This is a genomic window from Pseudomonas jilinensis, assembly GCF_003586265.1.
Taxonomy (GTDB): domain Bacteria; phylum Pseudomonadota; class Gammaproteobacteria; order Pseudomonadales; family Pseudomonadaceae; genus Halopseudomonas; species Halopseudomonas phragmitis.
In genome coordinates this window covers 11701-27397 of sequence record NZ_QJSA01000007.1, presented here as the reverse complement: position 1 = coordinate 27397, position 15697 = coordinate 11701, and the positions used below count along the sequence as shown (strand labels likewise).

The 15697-nt window shown below is 60.0% G+C and carries 19 protein-coding genes; 10 read left to right on the top strand and 9 right to left on the bottom strand.

The genetic code is table 11. The features are described 5' to 3' along the window. The first annotated feature begins 83 nt into the window (after positions 1 to 83). The 6 genes from C2846_RS08905 (at position 84) to C2846_RS08880 (ending at position 4430) form a co-directional block, all read left to right on the top strand. Complete coding sequence (locus C2846_RS08905; RefSeq protein ID WP_119701270.1) at positions 84 to 1007, top strand: LysR family transcriptional regulator; 924 nt, start codon at positions 84 to 86, stop codon at positions 1005 to 1007. Between the two features lie 17 nt (positions 1008 to 1024). Next, the gene (locus tag C2846_RS08900) at positions 1025 to 1225 is read left to right on the top strand and encodes a hypothetical protein (RefSeq protein ID WP_095626644.1); all 201 of its coding nucleotides are present in this window, start codon (positions 1025 to 1027) and stop codon (positions 1223 to 1225) included. Between the two features lie 235 nt (positions 1226 to 1460). Next, positions 1461 to 2495, top strand: coding sequence for a ParA family protein (locus C2846_RS08895; protein ID WP_119701269.1), 1035 nt, complete (start codon positions 1461 to 1463; stop codon positions 2493 to 2495). Beyond that, entirely contained in the window at positions 2495 to 3379 is an 885-nt protein-coding gene (locus C2846_RS08890; protein WP_119701268.1) for an SIR2 family protein, read from the top strand. The genes C2846_RS08895 and C2846_RS08890 overlap by 1 nt, the downstream gene beginning before the upstream one ends. Before the next feature lie 217 nt (positions 3380 to 3596). Then, entirely contained in the window at positions 3597 to 3941 is a 345-nt protein-coding gene (locus C2846_RS08885) for a helix-turn-helix domain-containing protein (RefSeq protein WP_119701267.1), read from the top strand. A 51-nt stretch (positions 3942 to 3992) separates the two neighbouring features. Next, on the top strand, positions 3993 to 4430 hold the full coding sequence (locus C2846_RS08880; RefSeq protein WP_080049132.1) for a DUF3010 family protein: 438 nt from the start codon (positions 3993 to 3995) through the stop codon (positions 4428 to 4430). Positions 4431 to 4528: 98 nt separating this feature from the next. On the opposite strand, the gene trmB is transcribed toward C2846_RS08880, so the two are convergent. The 4 genes from trmB to C2846_RS08860 are packed head-to-tail and all read right to left on the bottom strand — an operon-like array spanning position 4529 to position 6746. Beyond that, complete coding sequence (trmB, locus tag C2846_RS08875; RefSeq protein WP_119701266.1) at positions 4529 to 5257, bottom strand: tRNA (guanosine(46)-N7)-methyltransferase TrmB; 729 nt, start codon at positions 5255 to 5257, stop codon at positions 4529 to 4531. Between the two features lie 9 nt (positions 5258 to 5266). Beyond that, on the bottom strand, positions 5267 to 6058 hold the full coding sequence (locus tag C2846_RS08870; protein WP_095626651.1) for a thiazole synthase: 792 nt from the start codon (positions 6056 to 6058) through the stop codon (positions 5267 to 5269). 55 nt (positions 6059 to 6113) lie between these two features. Continuing rightward, the gene (gene thiS, locus C2846_RS08865) at positions 6114 to 6314 is read right to left on the bottom strand and encodes a sulfur carrier protein ThiS (protein WP_080049129.1); all 201 of its coding nucleotides are present in this window, start codon (positions 6312 to 6314) and stop codon (positions 6114 to 6116) included. 57 nt (positions 6315 to 6371) lie between these two features. Next, positions 6372 to 6746, bottom strand: coding sequence for a DUF423 domain-containing protein (locus tag C2846_RS08860; RefSeq protein WP_080049128.1), 375 nt, complete (start codon positions 6744 to 6746; stop codon positions 6372 to 6374). 58 nt (positions 6747 to 6804) lie between these two features. Between C2846_RS08860 and mtgA the strand changes: the two genes are divergently transcribed. Further along, positions 6805 to 7563 (top strand): monofunctional biosynthetic peptidoglycan transglycosylase, encoded by a 759-nt coding sequence (gene mtgA, locus C2846_RS08855; RefSeq protein WP_119701265.1) that lies wholly within the window; start codon positions 6805 to 6807, stop codon positions 7561 to 7563. 74 nt (positions 7564 to 7637) lie between these two features. On the opposite strand, the gene C2846_RS08850 is transcribed toward mtgA, so the two are convergent. The 5 genes from C2846_RS08850 to ftsY all read right to left on the bottom strand — a co-directional run bounded on the left by C2846_RS08850 (position 7638) and on the right by ftsY (position 12116). Next, the gene (locus C2846_RS08850) at positions 7638 to 8225 is read right to left on the bottom strand and encodes a hypothetical protein (protein WP_119701264.1); all 588 of its coding nucleotides are present in this window, start codon (positions 8223 to 8225) and stop codon (positions 7638 to 7640) included. A gap of 88 nt (positions 8226 to 8313) precedes the next feature. Further along, a complete protein-coding gene (gene rpoH / locus C2846_RS08845) occupies positions 8314 to 9177 on the bottom strand; it encodes an RNA polymerase sigma factor RpoH (protein ID WP_080049125.1) in 864 nt (287 codons plus the stop codon). Positions 9178 to 9270: 93 nt separating this feature from the next. Then, positions 9271 to 10272: a permease-like cell division protein FtsX gene (gene ftsX / locus C2846_RS08840; protein WP_080049124.1), complete on the bottom strand. Its 1002-nt coding sequence runs from the start codon at positions 10270 to 10272 to the stop codon at positions 9271 to 9273. After that, positions 10269 to 10937 (bottom strand): cell division ATP-binding protein FtsE, encoded by a 669-nt coding sequence (gene ftsE / locus C2846_RS08835; RefSeq protein ID WP_080049123.1) that lies wholly within the window; start codon positions 10935 to 10937, stop codon positions 10269 to 10271. Before ftsE ends, ftsX begins: the two co-directional genes overlap by 4 nt. Before the next feature lie 3 nt (positions 10938 to 10940). Continuing rightward, a complete protein-coding gene (ftsY, locus tag C2846_RS08830; protein ID WP_119701263.1) occupies positions 10941 to 12116 on the bottom strand; it encodes a signal recognition particle-docking protein FtsY in 1176 nt (391 codons plus the stop codon). Between the two features lie 117 nt (positions 12117 to 12233). Between ftsY and C2846_RS08825 the strand changes: the two genes are divergently transcribed. Genes C2846_RS08825 through rsmD form a run of 3 tightly spaced genes read left to right on the top strand, consistent with a single transcriptional unit; the run spans position 12234 to position 15696 of the window. Further along, positions 12234 to 13595 carry a M16 family metallopeptidase gene (locus tag C2846_RS08825; RefSeq protein ID WP_231705573.1) on the top strand — a complete coding sequence of 454 codons (1362 nt, stop codon included), beginning with the start codon at positions 12234 to 12236 and terminating at the stop codon, positions 13593 to 13595. Continuing rightward, the gene (locus C2846_RS08820) at positions 13595 to 15118 is read left to right on the top strand and encodes a M16 family metallopeptidase (protein ID WP_119701262.1); all 1524 of its coding nucleotides are present in this window, start codon (positions 13595 to 13597) and stop codon (positions 15116 to 15118) included. The genes C2846_RS08825 and C2846_RS08820 overlap by 1 nt, the downstream gene beginning before the upstream one ends. Continuing rightward, positions 15115 to 15696, top strand: coding sequence for a 16S rRNA (guanine(966)-N(2))-methyltransferase RsmD (rsmD, locus tag C2846_RS08815; protein ID WP_119701261.1), 582 nt, complete (start codon positions 15115 to 15117; stop codon positions 15694 to 15696). The genes C2846_RS08820 and rsmD overlap by 4 nt, the downstream gene beginning before the upstream one ends. Position 15697 lies beyond the last annotated feature (1 nt).

Genomic DNA, 15697 nt, shown 5'->3' with positions numbered 1-15697 from the left:
ACTTGCGCCGGGGCGATAAACGCGCAAGGCTAACCAGCACTGTTTGTGAATGCCAAACAATCCACCGATCAACCGGGGCGAAAATGGACCGTTTTGACGCAATGCAGGCGTTTGCCCGGGTGGTAGAGGCCGGGAGCTTTACCAAGGCTGCCGAAACCCTGCACATGAGCAAAACCACCGTATCGCTGCTAATCCAGCAGTTGGAAACGCGCCTGCGGGTCAAGTTGCTCAATCGCACCACCCGCAAGGTCAACGTAACGGCCGATGGCGCAGCCTACTACGAGCGGGTCATCAGACTGCTGGCCGACATGGAAGATGCCGAGTCCAGCCTGTCCAGCGCATCGGCCCTGCCCAGCGGGCGCCTGCGGGTGGACGTACCCAGCCCGCTGGCCAGCATGATTCTGGTCCCGGCATTGCCTGATTTCTATGCCCGCTACCCGGATATCCAGATTGACCTGGGCGTCAGCGACCGCGTGGTGGATATCATCGACGAACATGTCGATTGCGTAGTGCGCGGCGGCGAGTTGATGGATCAATCGCTGATGGCGCGACGGGTCGGTGATCTTGAACTGGGCGTGTTCGCCGCCCCAAGCTACATCGAGCGCTTCGGCACACCGACCCATCCACACGAGCTGGAGGATTCAGAGCATCGCATCGTCGGCTTTCTGTGGGCACGAACCGGCCGGGCGGTGCCCTACGCCCTGCACAGGCAGAACGAAAGCCTGCAGATCAACGGCCGCTATGCGCTGGCCGTTGACGACGGCAACGCCTACCTCGCCGCCGGCCTGGCCGGACTCGGCATACTCTGGCTGCCACAGTACATGTCCAGCCCCTTTCAGCAGCGCGGCGAACTGGTGCCCCTGTTCACCGACTGGACCCTCGATAGCATGCCTCTGTATGTGGCTTACCCACCTAACCGGCATATCAGCCGCAAGCTACGGGTATTCATCGACTGGGTAACTGACCTGATTGCCAAACATGCACCTGTCGCCAATGCGATGACTTAATAGGGAGAAACACACCCATGCACCTGATCCCCTATGCCTTTTTGTTGATGGTGGGCGTTCTTGGCCTGCTGATGCTGACCACCGACCCAGAGACCGGGTTTCGCTGGATGGGCTACACCGGTGCCGGCAGGAGCTCTGTCGATATAGGCCTGGTGCGGGTGCTTGGCGGCGTGTTGGTGGTGCTGGCGGTGTTGCCGCTGTTTAAGAGGAGGCGGTGAGGTTGGGGGTGGGGTTGTGTCGGGGTTGTTTTCTGTGGGTTGGTGGTTTTTTGTTGGGTAACAATCGTCGATTGTGGGTGGCCGCTTTCGGTCATTAGCGGGCAAGTAGTGCGAAAAGCAAAAATCTGCCCCCCCTTTTTTCCTTTACTTTCGACAAGGTACTTGAATTTGCCTGACTTTCATCTGAGCTGCGGATTGTGATATATACCTCCTATCAAACGCTAAGGACATCAAAATGGAAAAGGCTGCTCGGCGAAAAAGAACTTCGAAAGAAGCCAAAACAATATGCTTCTTCAACAACAAAGGAGGGGTTGGAAAAACTACGTTGGTAGCTAACCTGGCCGCCGAACTCTCTCTGAATCATGACAAAAAAGTTTTAATCATAGATGCTGACCCACAGTGTAACTTGAGTCAGTATGTATTAACTGATGACGACTTCATAAACGCATATTACTCTAGGGACTCCGAGAAAGATGCTGAACCAGAAACAATATTCAGCGTAATTCGTCCACTGTCGTTAGGCAAAGGTTATAATACAAAACTGCCAATCAGGAATATAAAGGAATTCGGTGCCGATGTGATCATCGGAGACCCCCGCCTCGCCTTACATGAAGATCTACTTGCCCAAGATTGGCGAGAGGCGAAAGCTGGTGGGATCAGAGGACTTAGAACTACTCTCGTGTTTCACAATGTGATCCTTCAAGCTAGAAAAGATTACGACTATATTTTTTTCGACATGGGACCATCCCTTGGGGCGATAAATCGTGCAATATTGCTTGCAGTAGACTACTTTATCGTTCCTATGGCAATAGATATTTTTTCAAGCTGGGCACTTAAAAATATTGGAGATGCCGTCAAGCTTTGGGAAAAGGACTTGGCTTACGGCCTATCGAATTCTGAGTTCCCATCAGAAGTTCCGAATTTTTCCAAAAGTAATTTGAAGTTTGTGGGCTACGTTACGCAGCAACATAAAGAGCGCAGTCGCGACGGCAGTGCTAGAATTGTAGAGGCATACGAGGAAATTAGTAACAAGCTGCCTGCAGTAGTAAAGAAGCAACTTAACTCATTCTATCCTTCATCAATGAACCCTCATCTTGGAGAGATAAAACATCTGGCCAGCCTTGCTCCAAAGTCTCAAACGCTACACCAACCTATGATAAGCGTTAAAGCTAAAGGGAGCTTCACGGTTTCCAGAAAACAGGCAAGAGAAATCTATCAGGCGTTAGCGTTAAGATTTTTTGAAAACATTGAGCTATTGGCGGCCCCATAATGACTGCCATCAATCCCGACCTTATACGTGACCTAGCTGAACGGCGCGCAGCAATTTTTGTTGGTGCGGGGGTCAGTGCAGGTGTAACCACTCGCAGCGGTGGAAGACTAAAAGTCTGGGGCGCTTTCTTGAAAGAGCATGCGGACAGATTGGCCGACCGCGCAATTAAAAAACAGGCTCAAGAATTAATAAAAAACTCTGATTACCTCATGGCTTGCGAGTTAATCAAAAGAGGTATGGGGGACGAGGCGTGGGAGGCAGCGCTAACTGCAGAATACAATCAGCGTGCGGAACCCAGCCACCTTCAAAAGCTGATTATGCAGTTAAAGCAGAGAGTCGTCTTAACAACAAATTTTGATCTTTTTTTGGAAAAAGCTTGGGATGAAGTTAACTCGGACTCGACCCATAACCCCAAAATCCTCAAACGATTAGATGCGGATGCCCTGCATGCGTTTAGAGATTCTGATGAGTACATAATAAAAATTCACGGCTCAATTGATGACCTTAGCAGTATGATTTTTACAAAAAAAGAATATTCGGACAAGGCCTATGGTAATTGGGCTTATTCCAAGTTTATTGAAACCATCCTGTTAACACATACAGTGGTATTTGTCGGATTTTCGCTCTCTGATCCAGCTATTGCCCAGATAGTTGAAAATTACGCCCATCATTTGCCGCGAGCCCGCCCTCACTATATCTTTTTAGCGGGAAATCAGTCTGAGGCATTTATACAAATAAACAAAGATCTTCGGCGAATATTCATTGTGCCGTACAGGAAGACGCCAGATCATAGCGAATTGACAACGCTTTTTGAGAGCATCGTTAGTCAAGTGAACGATCGACGCAGAGAAATGAATATCGCTGCGCTTCGTGGGAGTGAATAGAGAACTCCGGAGTTCGGATGCATTTTCCCCTCTGTTGTAAATATTCGTGTCTGGCCGAAACCTGATAATCATGACGACGACTAAGACCACGCTCACAAGCTACCACTGCAGACAAGCCACAATCAGCATTAAATTGCCGAACCCAAACAGGGCAAAGCCATTTTCAAGATTTATATTGCCGATTAACCTGCCATAACCTAGAGTTTTGGGATCTGCCATGAAAACCATGACCGGAGTTGAGCGCAAGCAACTGATCGACGAAATCATGCAGCTGCACGCGGAAGGTGAATCAACCCTTGGCATGGCTATTCGTAGGCTGCGCTTGGAGGTGACCGGGCTCGATCAGGAAACCTTTGCGCAAATGTGCGGCATGTCTACCAGAGCGCTGTATCAGCTGGAAACTGACAAAGGTAATCCGACCTTGAACACAGTCGATTCGATATTGCGCAAGTTTGGCCTGCGGATGGGGCTTATGGCGGCGCTGCCTGCGATCAAAAGGCGTGTTGTTGCTGGCCAAGGCAGCAGCGTCATCTCAAGGGGGTCGAAGCCTAAGAGAAAATAAATTTGTCCCCTTTGCGCTACAATGCCCGGATAAACCCGAATCGAGCACCCTATGAAAGTCTGTGGTATTGAAATCAACAGCAATGATGTGAATCTCTGTCTGCTGTCGCTGAGCGACGACATTTTCGAGTTGCCTGACTGCCGCTCCCGGCGGCTGACGCTGAAAGATGTTCACAGCACCGCTGAGCTGCGCTACTTCCAGCAGACCTTTGCCAAGCTGATGCAGGATTACCCGGTGGACAAGGTGGTTATTCGCCAGCGGCCGATGAAGGGCAAGTTTGCCGGTGGTGCGGTGGGTTTCAAGCTGGAAGCGGCGATTGAACTGATCAGCGATCTTGATGTGGTCATTCTGTCGACAACCGAGATCAAGGACTTATTGAAACGCAATCCGATTCAGATTGAGTTCGCGGATACTGGCCTCAAGGCCTATCAGGAGACGGCCTTCACCACCGCCTATGCGTTTCTGATGAAAGACAAATACGCCGCATAAGACGCCGCGTAACCCCCACAAAAAACCGGGCACTAGGCCCGGTTTTTCGTTTCACACGCACTGGTTCAGAAGCAATCCAAGTGAACAGTACCTTCCCCTCACTCCACCCGCTCAAACTTCAAATCCCACACCCCATGCCCCAGCCGCTCACCACGCTTCTCGAACTTGGTGATCGGGCGTTCTTCCGGGCGTGGGACCCAGGTGCCGTCGGGGGACTGATTGCGGTAGCCTGGGGCGGCGTTCATGATTTCCAGCATGTGCTCGGCGTAGGGTTGCCAGTCGGTGGCCATGTGGAAGATGCCGCCGACCTTGAGTTTCTGCCGGACTTTTTCGGCAAAGGCCAGTTGGACGATGCGGCGCTTGTGGTGCTTTTTCTTGTGCCAGGGGTCGGGGAAGAACAGCATCAGGCGGTCGAGGCTGGCATCGGGGATGGCTTTGTCGAGCACTTCGATGGCGTCGCAGTCATAGACTCGCAGGTTGGTCAGGCCGGCCTTGAGCGCACCATTGAGCAGCGAGCCGACGCCGGGGCGGTGCACTTCGATGCCGATAAAGTCCTGCTCGGGGGCCTTTTCCGCCATTTCCAGCAGTGACTGGCCCATGCCGAAGCCGATTTCCAGGCTGCGCGGGGCGCTGCGGCCAAAGACCTGATCCAGATCCAGCAGCCCTTGCTCCAGGTTCAGGCCAAACTGCGGCCAGCCCTGCTCTACACCTCGTTGCTGGGCTTCGGTCATGCGCCCGGCGCGCATGACAAAGCTCTTGATGGTGCGGCGGTGTTCGGCCGGTATGCTGGCGTTGCTGTCAGGTTGTTCAATCGGGCTGTCGGACATCGGGATTTCTCAGAAAAAAGTGCCATCCAGCGGCGAAGAGGCGCTGGCGTAGAGTTTGCGCGGCATGCGTCCGGCCAGGTAGGCGGCGCGCCCGGCGATGATGGCGTGCTTCATGGCTTCGGCCATCAGCACCGGCTGTTTGGCGTGGGCGATGGCGGTGTTCATCAGTACGGCGGCGCAGCCCAGCTCCATGGCTACGGTGGCGTCGGAGGCGGTGCCGACCCCGGCATCGACCAGCACCGGCACGGTGGCTTCTTCGAGGATGATGCGCAGGTTCCAGGGGTTGCAGATGCCCATGCCGGAGCCGATCAGGCCGGCCAGCGGCATGACGGCGACACAGCCCATGGCGGCCAGTTCGCGGGCGATGATCGGGTCGTCGCTGGTGTAGACCATGACGTCGAAGCCGTCTTTGACCAGCACTTCGGCGGCCTTGAGGGTTTCTACCACGTTGGGGAACAGGGTTTTCTGGTCGGCCAATACTTCCAGCTTGACCAGCTTGTGGCCGTCGAGCAGTTCGCGTGCCAGTTTGCAGGTGCGCACGGCATCTTCGGCGGTGTAGCAGCCGGCGGTGTTGGGCAGAATGGTGTAGCGATCCGGTGGGATCACGTCGAGCAGGTTAGGCTCGCCAGGGTTCTGACCGATGTTGGTGCGGCGGATGGCGACGGTGACGATCTCGGCGCCGGAGGCTTCGATGGCCTGGCGGGTTTCTTCCAGGTCCTTGTATTTGCCGGTGCCCACCAGCAGCCGTGAGTTGTAGCGTACGCCGGCGATTTCAAAGGCATCCTGATTGAGGTCGGTCATGGGGCTCTCCGGGTTGGGGCGGGCTGGAAACGGTTAGGGGCGGCGCGGGCGCAGATCAGCCGCCACCGATGGCATGGACGATTTCGACCCGGTCGCCATCGCTCAGGCGGATGTCGCCGTGCTGGCTGCGCGGCACGATCTCCAGGTTGTGTTCGACGGCCAGACGCTTGCCGGTCAGGCCCAAATGCTCGACCAGCTCGGCCAGCGTCAGCGGCTGGTTAAGCTCATAGGCTTCGCCATTGAGTTGGATATGCATGGACTACTCGGTGGAGGTTTGCGCAAAGCGGCTATGATAGCGCGAAACGGTGCCCTCTTACAGCGCCCGCCAGGCGCCTATGCCCAACAGCAGCCAGGCCAGCAGGAAGCACACGCCACCGAACGGGGTAATGATCCCGAGCTTGCCCAGCCCGCTCAGCGCCAGCACATAGAGGCTGCCGGAAAACAGCACAATACCGGCTACAAACAACCCACCGGCGACCTTGAACAGCCCCGAGTCGGGGAAGCGCAACAGCAGCAAGGCGACCCCGATCAGCGCCGCCGTATGCCAGAGCTGGTACTGCACGCCGGTCTGAAAGGCGGCCAGCAGGTTGTCCGGCAGCCGGCTGCGCAACCCGTGGGCGGCAAAGGCGCCGAGCGCCACGCCAGTAAATCCGCTGAGCGAGGCCAGCAACAACAAGAGTTTGGCCATGCAATTTCCCCGATCTATACTGGCCGGACCTTCAGAAACGCTGTCAGTCCGGCCTGCCATGTTAAAGACCATACTACGCAAAACCACCAAGTGGCTGCTGATCCTGCTGCTGATCAGCCTGCTGCCGGTGATTGTACTGCGCTGGGCGCCGGCACCCGGTTCGATGCTGATGTTTGAGCGCTGGCTGCAGGCCCGCGGCGGTGAAAACGCTCTGGTGATTCAACACCAGTGGCTGAGGTATGACCATATCCCGGACAGTATGAAAATGGCGGTGATCGCCGCTGAAGACCAGCATTTCGCCAATCATGGCGGTTTCGATCTGGCCGCTATCCGCGCGGCGCTGGAGCACAACCGTCGGGGTGGCAACCTGCGCGGCGCCAGCACCATCAGCCAGCAGGTGGCCAAGAATCTGTTTCTCTGGTCTGGCCGCAGTTGGCCGCGCAAGGTGCTGGAGGCCTGGTACACCTTCTGGATCGAACTGCTGTGGCCCAAGCAGCGGATTCTGGAGATGTACCTGAACATCGTCGAGTGGGATGACGGTGTGTTCGGCGTCGAGGCGGCGGCCCGCCATCACTTCGGCATCGGTGGCAGTTACCTGTCGCAGCGCCAGAGTGCGCTGCTGGCGGCGGTACTGCCCAATCCCCGGCAATGGAGTGCGGCCAACCCGCCGGCCCATGTCCAGAACCGGGCCAACTGGATTCAACGCCAGACCCGGCAACTGGGTGGCCGCCACTATCTCGATCAAGTGGAGGCCAGGCGTGGCGCGCCGCAGTGGCTCAGTTTTACTTATTGGCGCGAGAAGTTTAGTGGAGTCTGAAAACTGGCTTGGTGCCTAGCTGGCAGTTTGTGTCGAGCCCGGGCGCGGATCGGGGCTCGACACCCCCAGAAAGATTACAATCCGCCCTGCAGGCCATACATAACCGAGTGGGCCTGCTCGCCGGTCACGGCGATCACCACGCCAGCCTTGGGATAGACCCAGGCTTCCCCTTCGGCTACTTCCAGGCGCATATCCGGGTTACCGAAGGTGGCCTGAATCTGCTCTACATCCACGGCCTCGGCCGGGATCAGGCTGAGCCGGCTGATCGCTTGTGCTGCCAGCGCTTCACCAACCGCTGGTGACAACGGCTGGTCGTGCTGGCCGGGTTGCCAGGCCTGGGCCTGAACCAGACTGTCCATCTGCTCGGCATTCAGCTCGACTACTGCCTGCACGCGCCAGGCCTGACCATCGCTCTGCAGGCCATAACGGCTGACCAGCAGCGGCTGGTCATCGGCACTGATCAGCCACAGCCGACCCTCGCCCAGGGTGCGCTCAAGCGTGCCCAGTTCCAGCCGGCGTTCCTTGAGCGGCACCCATAGCGCGTCGTTATAGCGTTCTTGCCAGGCCAGCGGCTCTGCGGTGTCTTCACCGCCCATCCAGTAGCCCAGGGCAAAGAAGCTCAGCACTACCGCACTCAGGATCGTGGCAATACGCACACGCATTCGGGTATCCATTCAGTTTTGTCCCCCTTGGACAGCAAAAGGGCATCCCGTGGGATGCCCTGTAGTAAAGCGCTCGAAGCCGGACGCGTCAGGCCGCGACCTCGGCCTCCAGATTTTTCTTCAGCTTGTTCATGGCGTTCTTTTCCAGTTGGCGGATGCGTTCCGCCGAAACCTGGTACTTGGCTGCCAGCTCATGCAGGGTGGCCTTTTCTTCGGCCAGCCAGCGCTGATAGAGAATGTCGCGGCTGCGCTCGTCGAGACTGGCCAGGCCTTGCTGCAGGTGGCCGACCGAGTTGTCCGACCAGTCGGCTGACTCCAGCAGGGTGGCCGGGTCGTAGCGTTTGTCTTCCAGATAGTGAACCGGCGCGTAGGTGGCGTCGTCGTCATCGTCGGCGCCAGCGTCAAAGCCCAGATCCTGGCCGTACAGACGGCTTTCCATCTCGCGCACTTCGTGAGCGGCCACGCCGAGGTCTTCAGCTACGGCGTTGACTTCATCGTGGTTGAGCCAGGCCAGCTTTTTCTTGGCGCTGCGCAGGTTGAAGAACAGTTTGCGCTGGGCCTTGGTGGTGGCAACCTTGACGATGCGCCAGTTGCGCAGGATGAACTCGTGAATCTCGGCGCGAATCCAGTGCACGGCGAAGGACACCAGACGCACGCCCATTTCCGGGTTGAAGCGCTTGACCGCCTTCATCAGGCCGACATTGCCTTCCTGAACCAGATCGGCCTGGGCCAGGCCATAGCCGGAATAGCTGCGGGCAATGTGCACAACGAAACGCAGGTGCGACATGACCAGTTGGCGCGCGGCGTCCAGATCCTCGTGGTAGAACAAACGATCCGCAAGCTCGCGCTCTTCCTCGGCACTGAGTACCGGGATGCTGCTCACGGTCTGGACATAAGCCTCCAGGTTCGCGCCGGGAACCAGGTTATGTACGGGCTGCAAAGCAGTGCTCATGTTTGAACTCCCCATGTAAAGACGGTGCAGTGTATCACTGCCCAATCGGACTGTGAAACCGGGGTAAAAGTTCCGAAACATAAGGGCCGTAGGCTACTGCGGCTCGATGTCCCGGATGTGTCGTCCAACCGCCAGCCAGGCGCCGGCCAGACCCAGCAGCATGGCCCCGGCCAGCAGGGTCAAACCGTCGGCCAGCGGCATGCCGGACAGGGCAAAGTCGCTGTAGTACAGGGCTGCGACCTGACGCACGCTGGCATTCAGCCAGGCCAGGCCCAGGCTCAACAGGCCCCAGGCCAGCAGCCCGGCAATCAACCCGTAGAGCACGCCGATATACAGAAACGGCCGGCGCACGAAGGCATCGGTGCCGCCGACCAGCTTGACCACCAGAATCTCTTCACGCCGGCTTTCGATCGCCAGCCGGATGGTGTTGGTCATCACCAGCAGCAGCGCCAAAATCAGCATCAGCGCCAGCGCGCCGGTAAAGCGCTCGAACACCCCGAGGATGGCACTCAGGCGCTCGACCCACTGCAGATCGATCTGCACCAGCTCGACCCCTGTCAGAGCGGCCAGTTGATCGCGCAGTGGCTGCAATGCCGCCGCGCCGCCGTCCAGGCTGCTGGGAGTGACCACGATTACCGCCGGCAAGGGGTTGTAGGCCAGTTGCTGCAGGGCGTCACCCAGCCCGGAATGCTGCTGGAACTCGGCCAGAGCCAGATCCTTGTCCAGCAGTTGGGCATCGGCCACGCCGTCCAGCGCCGCCACCTGTGCTGTCAGGGTCTTGGCCTGCTCAGTAGTCACGCTGTCTTCCAGGTAGACCGACAACTGCGCTGAGCGCTGCCAGTCGATCCCCAACCGTTCAATCTGATCGATCAATACGGTCAGGCCCATCGGCAAGGCCAGCGCGATGGTCATGACCAGCACGGTCATCAGGCTACTCAAGGGCTGCTGGCGCACACGCTCCAGTGCCTGCCGGGCACTGGCCCGGTGGCTGCCACTCCAACTGCGCAGCGGGTGCCGCCAGTCGCGCCGGGAACGGGCCGCGCCACTGGGCGCCTTGCGCCGGCTTTCCTGGCTGGTGGTTGGTTTGCGACTCATGCGCCCTCCCCGTCCTGCAGCAGGCGGCCCTGATGCAGGGTCAGCATGCGGTGGTCGAGCTTGGCGATCAGCGGCAGGTCGTGACTGGCGATCAGTACGGTCACGCCCACCCGGTTGAAGTCCTCGAACAGCGCCATGATCTCAGCCGACAGCCCCGGGTCAAGGTTACCGGTTGGCTCGTCAGCCAGCAGCAGTGCCGGCTTGTGCACCACCGCCCGGGCGATGCCAACCCGCTGCTGTTCACCGCCAGACAGCGCAATCGGGTAGCTGCCTTCCTTGCTCAGCAGCCCGACCTTGTCCAGCGCCGCGCGCACCCGGCGGCCAATCTCGTCGGCCGGGGTACCATTGATGATCAGCGGCAGAGCGACGTTGTCGAATACCGTGCGGTCGAACAGCAACTGGTGGTTCTGGAACACCACCCCGACTTGGCGACGCAGGTAGGGAATATCGGCACTGCCCAGATCACGCAGGTTCTGCCCGCCAACATGCACATGGCCGCTGCTGGGGCGCTCCATGCACATGATCAGCTTGAGCAGGGTGCTCTTGCCGGCGCCGGAGTGGCCGGTAATGAAGACCATTTCCCCAGCGCGGATATGAAAGCTGAGGTTGTCCAGCCCCTGATGACCGTTGGGGTAACGTTTGCTGACCTGCTCGAAGCGGATCATCGATCAGTCGCGTCCAAACAGGGCCTTGACGAACTCCGGCGCGGTAAAGGGCCGCAGGTCGTCGATCTGTTCACCCACGCCGATATAGCGGATCGGCAGGCCGAACTGCTTGGCCAAGGCAAAGATCACCCCGCCCTTGGCGGTGCCGTCGAGCTTGGTCAGCACCAGACCGGTCAAATCGACCGCTTCATTGAACAGCTTGGTCTGGCTGATGGCGTTCTGGCCGGTGCCGGCATCGAGCACCAGCAGCACTTCGTGCGGGGCCTCGGCATCCAGCTTGGCCATCACCCGCTTGACCTTCTTCAACTCATCCATGAGGTTGTCCTTGTTGTGCAGCCGGCCGGCGGTGTCGGCAATCAGCACGTCCATGCCACGGGCCTTGGCGGCCTGCAGGCCGTCGAATACCACCGACGCCGAGTCAGCCCCGGTATGCTGGGCCACGACCGGAATCTGGTTGCGCTCGCCCCAGACCTGCAACTGCTCGACGGCAGCGGCGCGGAAGGTGTCACCAGCGGCCAGCATCACCTGCTTGCCTTCACCCTGGAGCCGTTTGGCCAGCTTGCCGATGGTGGTGGTCTTGCCGACCCCGTTCACCCCAACCACCAGAATCACGTAGGGCTGCTTGGTGGTGTCGACTTCCAGCGGTTTGGCGACATGCGCCAGCAGGCTTTCCAGTTCGTCCTGCAGGGCGCGATACAGGGCCTTGCGGTCCGACAGCTCGCGGCGCCGTACCCGACCCTGGAGCGACTCCATGATCAGGGTGGTGGCTTCGATACCGACGTCGGCCATCAGCAGACGGGTTTCCATTTCTTCGAGCAGGTCGTCGTCGATTTCCTTCTCGCCCAGAAACAGGTTGGCCATGCCTTCGCCAAGATTGACGCTGGTCTTGGCCAGCCCCGCCTTCATCCGGGCGAAGAAGCCCTTGGGTTCAGGCTCGGGGCTTGGGGCTTCACTGGCGGCGGGCGGCTCGCCCTGCCCCAGGCCGGAAAACAGTTCGGCGGCTACCTGGCGGGCCTTTTCATCGGCCGAGGCCGGTGCAGCAGGCTCGGCGGGTTCGACAGGCGCGGCTTCATCGGGTCGGGCGTCGTCCTTGCCGCGCATCCAGCCGAACAGGCCTTTCTTGGGTTTGTCCTGCTCGTCGCGCTTGGGGTGTTCGGGCTTGTCTTTGGAACCAAACATGAATGATCACTATCTGAGTCAGGCAGCGGATAAACCGCTACATAAGGGCGTAATGAAAGAATCGGGTTATCCTACCCCAGTTCCGCCTACGGCGGTATGACCCTAGTCTGAACGGGAATGATCATGCTTCGACAAAGTATTGCCTTGACGCTGGTCCTGGTGTTTAGCCTGGGCGCCTGGGCGCAGGATAGCCAGCCACGTCAGCCGACCCATGAATTCACCCTCGACAACGGCCTGAAGGTCATTGTTCGCGAAGATCATCGAGCTCCGGTGGTGGTCTCCCAGCTCTGGTACCGGGTTGGCAGCAGCCATGAGCCGCCGGGCCTGACCGGTATTTCCCATGCACTGGAACACATGATGTTCAAGGGCACCGACAATCTGGCACCGGGCCAGGCCTCGCGCCTGCTGAGCAGCCTAGGCGCCCAGGAAAACGCCTTTACCAGCCGCGACTACACCGGCTACTACCAGATCCTCAGCCGCGATCAGTTGGCGATTGCCCTGGAGATGGAAGCCGAACGCATGCACCGCCTGAGCCTGCCCGAGGACGAGTTCGAGCGTGAGATGGAGGTGATCAAGGAAGAGCGCCGGCTGCGGGTCGATGACAACCCCAACGGCCTGGCCTTTGAACGCTTTCTGCGTCAGGCCTACATGGCCAGCCCCTATGGTCAGCCGGTGATCGGCTGGATGCACGATATCGAGCGGCTGACCGTCGATGATCTGCGCGCCTGGTACCAGACCCACTACCAGCCCGGCAACGCCATTCTGGTGATCGTCGGTGATGTGCGTCTGGCCGAGATCCGGGCCCTGGTTCAGCAGCACTTCGGGCCGATTCCGGCCGGCCCGGTACCGCCGCAGAAGCTGCCGCTGGAGCTGCCTGGCGGTGCTGAGCGCCAGCTCACCCTGAACCTCAACGTGCAACTGCCCAGCCTGTTGATGGGTTTCAACGTGCCGAGCCTGAATACCACCGAGCAGCCCTGGGAAATCTACGCCCTGCGGCTGCTGCGCGGGGTACTCGACGGCGGTTACAGCGCCCGGCTGGCCAGCCGCCTGGAGCGCGGCGAGGCCATCGCCACCTCAGCCTCGGCCAGCTACGACGGGTTCAGCCGCGGCGACAGCCTGTTTTTGCTCAGCGGCATTCCCAATCAGTCCCGCGGCGTCGATCTGGAGCAACTGGAACAGCGCCTGTGGCAGGAAATCGAAGCGCTCAAGCTGGAACCACCGAGCACCGAAGAGCTGAACCGGGTCAAGGCCCAGACCATCGCTGGTCTGGTCTACGGTCAGGACAGCATCAGCCAGCAGGCCAGCCAGATCGGCCAGTTAGAAAGCGTTGGCCTGTCCTGGCGGCTGGTCGATGAAGATATCGCCGCCCTTGAAGCGGTCAGCCCCGAGCAGATCAGTGCGGTGGCGCGCCGCTATCTGGTCCGCGAGCGCCTGACCCGCGCCCATGTGCTGCCGAACAACCCCGAGGAGGTGCGCTGATGGCCCGGTTCCAATCCCCCCTGCGCTGGCTGGTAACCCTGGCGGCCCTGCTGCTGGTATTGGCGCTGGCCCTGCGCCCCAGCCTGGAACGCAGCATCAGCGAACCCGAAGCGCCGGCCCAGCCCAGTACCCCCGAACTGACCGAGGCGCCCAGCAGCATTGACGAGGAGCCCCTGCCCAAGCTGCGTTCGCTGGCCGAGGTCGATCTGGATCAGGCTCCGGCCCGCCGCCAGCTTGACCTGCAGCACTGGACCACCGTTCAGGGCGCACGGGTCTATTTCATGCGGGCTGACGAGCTGCCTATGCTCGATGTGCGCCTGACCTTCGCCGCCGGCGCCAGCCGCGATGAGCATCTGCCCGGACTGGCGACCCTGACCAACGCCATGCTTAACGAGGGCACTGGCGAGCGGGACGCCGGCAGCATCGCCGCCGGTTTCGAGCAACTGGGTGCCGAATTCGAGAACAGCGCCCATCGCGACATGGCGATTGCCGGCCTGCGCAGCCTGACTGCCGAAGACAAGCTGACCCCGGCGCTGGAACTGTTCACTGCCGTGGTGGCCCGCCCGAGCTTCCCGGAAGAGGCGCTGGAGCGGCTGCGCGACCAGATGCTGGCCGGCCTGCGCTTCCGCTTGCAGCGTCCCTCGGCTCTGGCCAGCGAGGCCTTCTGGACCGACCTCTACCCGGCTCACCCCTACGGCACTCTGCCCCAGGGCCAGGCCGAGAGTCTGGTGCAGATCGACCGCGAGCAATTGCGTGAATTTCACCAGCGCTACTACAGCGCCGGCAATGCGGTGATTGCCCTGGTGGGTGCCATCGACCGCGAGCAGGCCGAACGCATCGCCCGACGGATTGCCGAGGCCCTGCCCCAGGGCCGCGCCGCCAGCCCGATCGCCGATCCGTTCCCGATCGAGCCCGGCCACCGGCATATCGACTTCGACTCCCAGCAGACCCACATCCTGCTCGGCCAGCACGGCATCAGCCGCAACGACCCGGACTATGCCGCGCTCTACGTCGGCAACCAGATCCTCGGTGGCTCGGGCTTCGGCTCACGGCTGATGGAGCAGATCCGCGAAACCCGCGGGCTGTCCTACTCGGTCAGCAGCAGCCTGGTGCCGATGCAGGCCAAGGGGCCGTTCATGATCAGCATGCAGACCCGCGCCGATCAGGTCGAACTGGCGCTGGAAGTGATCCATGACAGCCTCGATCAGTTCATCGAAATCGGCCCTAGCGAAGCCGAGCTGCAACGCACCAAGCGCCAGATCATGGGCGAGTTCGCCCTGTCCACGGCCAGCAATGCCGCGATTGTCGGGCAGTTGGGCATGCTCGGTTTCTACGACCTGCCGCTCAATCACCTGCAACTGTTTCTTGAGCGGGTTCAGGCCTTGAGCGTGGAAGACGTGCGCGCCGCCTTCGCCCGTCATTTCGACCCGGAAAACCGGCTGGTGGTGACTGTCGGCCCGACCCACAACGAAGCTCATACCGAAACCCAGACCGAAACCGCCGAGCAGGAGCCCGATGCATGAGCAAGAGCAAGGCCAAAGCCGGCAATCAGCAGCTGCGGATCATCGCTGGCCAGTGGCGTAGCCGGCGTTTCGGCTTCAGCGAACAACCCGGCCTGCGCCCGACCCCTGACCGGGTTCGCGAAACCCTGTTCAACTGGCTCAGCGGCTATACCGAAGGGGCCCGTTGCCTGGACCTGTTCACCGGCAGCGGTGCCCTGACTCTGGAAGCCCTGTCACGCGGGGCGGCGCGGGCGCTGGCCTGCGATCAGAGCCATGAGGTGGTCACTACCCTGCGCGGCCACTTGGCCAGCCTCGACTGTACCCGCGGTGAAGTGCGTCAGCAGGATGCTCTGGCGCTGCTCGGCCAGAATGCCAGCGAAACCTTCGACCTGGTGTTTCTCGATCCGCCGTTTCATCAGAACCTGCTGCCCGCAGCCTGTCAGGCGCTGGAAGCCAATGGCTGGCTGAGCAAACGGGCCTGGATCTATATCGAAAGCGAAGCCCCGCCGAGTCAGCTCGAGCTGCCCACCTCCTGGCAGCTGCACCGGGAAAAGCGCGCCGGCCAGGTCTACTACAGTCTCTGGCAACGCCAGGCGTGAC

Coding starts and splice junctions, on each gene's coding strand:
- ftsY (WP_119701263.1), bottom strand. CDS start 12,116: ATGTTTGGTTCCAAAGACAAGCCCGAACACCCCAAGCGCGACGAGCAG.
- thiS (WP_080049129.1), bottom strand. CDS start 6,314: ATGCATATCCAACTCAATGGCGAAGCCTATGAGCTTAACCAGCCGCTG.
- C2846_RS08825 (WP_231705573.1), top strand. CDS start 12,234: ATGATCATGCTTCGACAAAGTATTGCCTTGACGCTGGTCCTGGTGTTT.
- C2846_RS08860 (WP_080049128.1), bottom strand. CDS start 6,746: ATGGCCAAACTCTTGTTGTTGCTGGCCTCGCTCAGCGGATTTACTGGC.
- C2846_RS08890 (WP_119701268.1), top strand. CDS start 2,495: ATGACTGCCATCAATCCCGACCTTATACGTGACCTAGCTGAACGGCGC.
- rsmD (WP_119701261.1), top strand. CDS start 15,115: ATGAGCAAGAGCAAGGCCAAAGCCGGCAATCAGCAGCTGCGGATCATC.
- mtgA (WP_119701265.1), top strand. CDS start 6,805: ATGTTAAAGACCATACTACGCAAAACCACCAAGTGGCTGCTGATCCTG.
- C2846_RS08900 (WP_095626644.1), top strand. CDS start 1,025: ATGCACCTGATCCCCTATGCCTTTTTGTTGATGGTGGGCGTTCTTGGC.
- ftsX (WP_080049124.1), bottom strand. CDS start 10,272: ATGAGTCGCAAACCAACCACCAGCCAGGAAAGCCGGCGCAAGGCGCCC.
- C2846_RS08850 (WP_119701264.1), bottom strand. CDS start 8,225: ATGCGTGTGCGTATTGCCACGATCCTGAGTGCGGTAGTGCTGAGCTTC.
- trmB (WP_119701266.1), bottom strand. CDS start 5,257: ATGTCCGACAGCCCGATTGAACAACCTGACAGCAACGCCAGCATACCG.
- C2846_RS08885 (WP_119701267.1), top strand. CDS start 3,597: ATGAAAACCATGACCGGAGTTGAGCGCAAGCAACTGATCGACGAAATC.
- C2846_RS08905 (WP_119701270.1), top strand. CDS start 84: ATGGACCGTTTTGACGCAATGCAGGCGTTTGCCCGGGTGGTAGAGGCC.
- C2846_RS08820 (WP_119701262.1), top strand. CDS start 13,595: ATGGCCCGGTTCCAATCCCCCCTGCGCTGGCTGGTAACCCTGGCGGCC.
- C2846_RS08895 (WP_119701269.1), top strand. CDS start 1,461: ATGGAAAAGGCTGCTCGGCGAAAAAGAACTTCGAAAGAAGCCAAAACA.
- ftsE (WP_080049123.1), bottom strand. CDS start 10,937: ATGATCCGCTTCGAGCAGGTCAGCAAACGTTACCCCAACGGTCATCAG.
- rpoH (WP_080049125.1), bottom strand. CDS start 9,177: ATGAGCACTGCTTTGCAGCCCGTACATAACCTGGTTCCCGGCGCGAAC.
- C2846_RS08870 (WP_095626651.1), bottom strand. CDS start 6,058: ATGACCGACCTCAATCAGGATGCCTTTGAAATCGCCGGCGTACGCTAC.
- C2846_RS08880 (WP_080049132.1), top strand. CDS start 3,993: ATGAAAGTCTGTGGTATTGAAATCAACAGCAATGATGTGAATCTCTGT.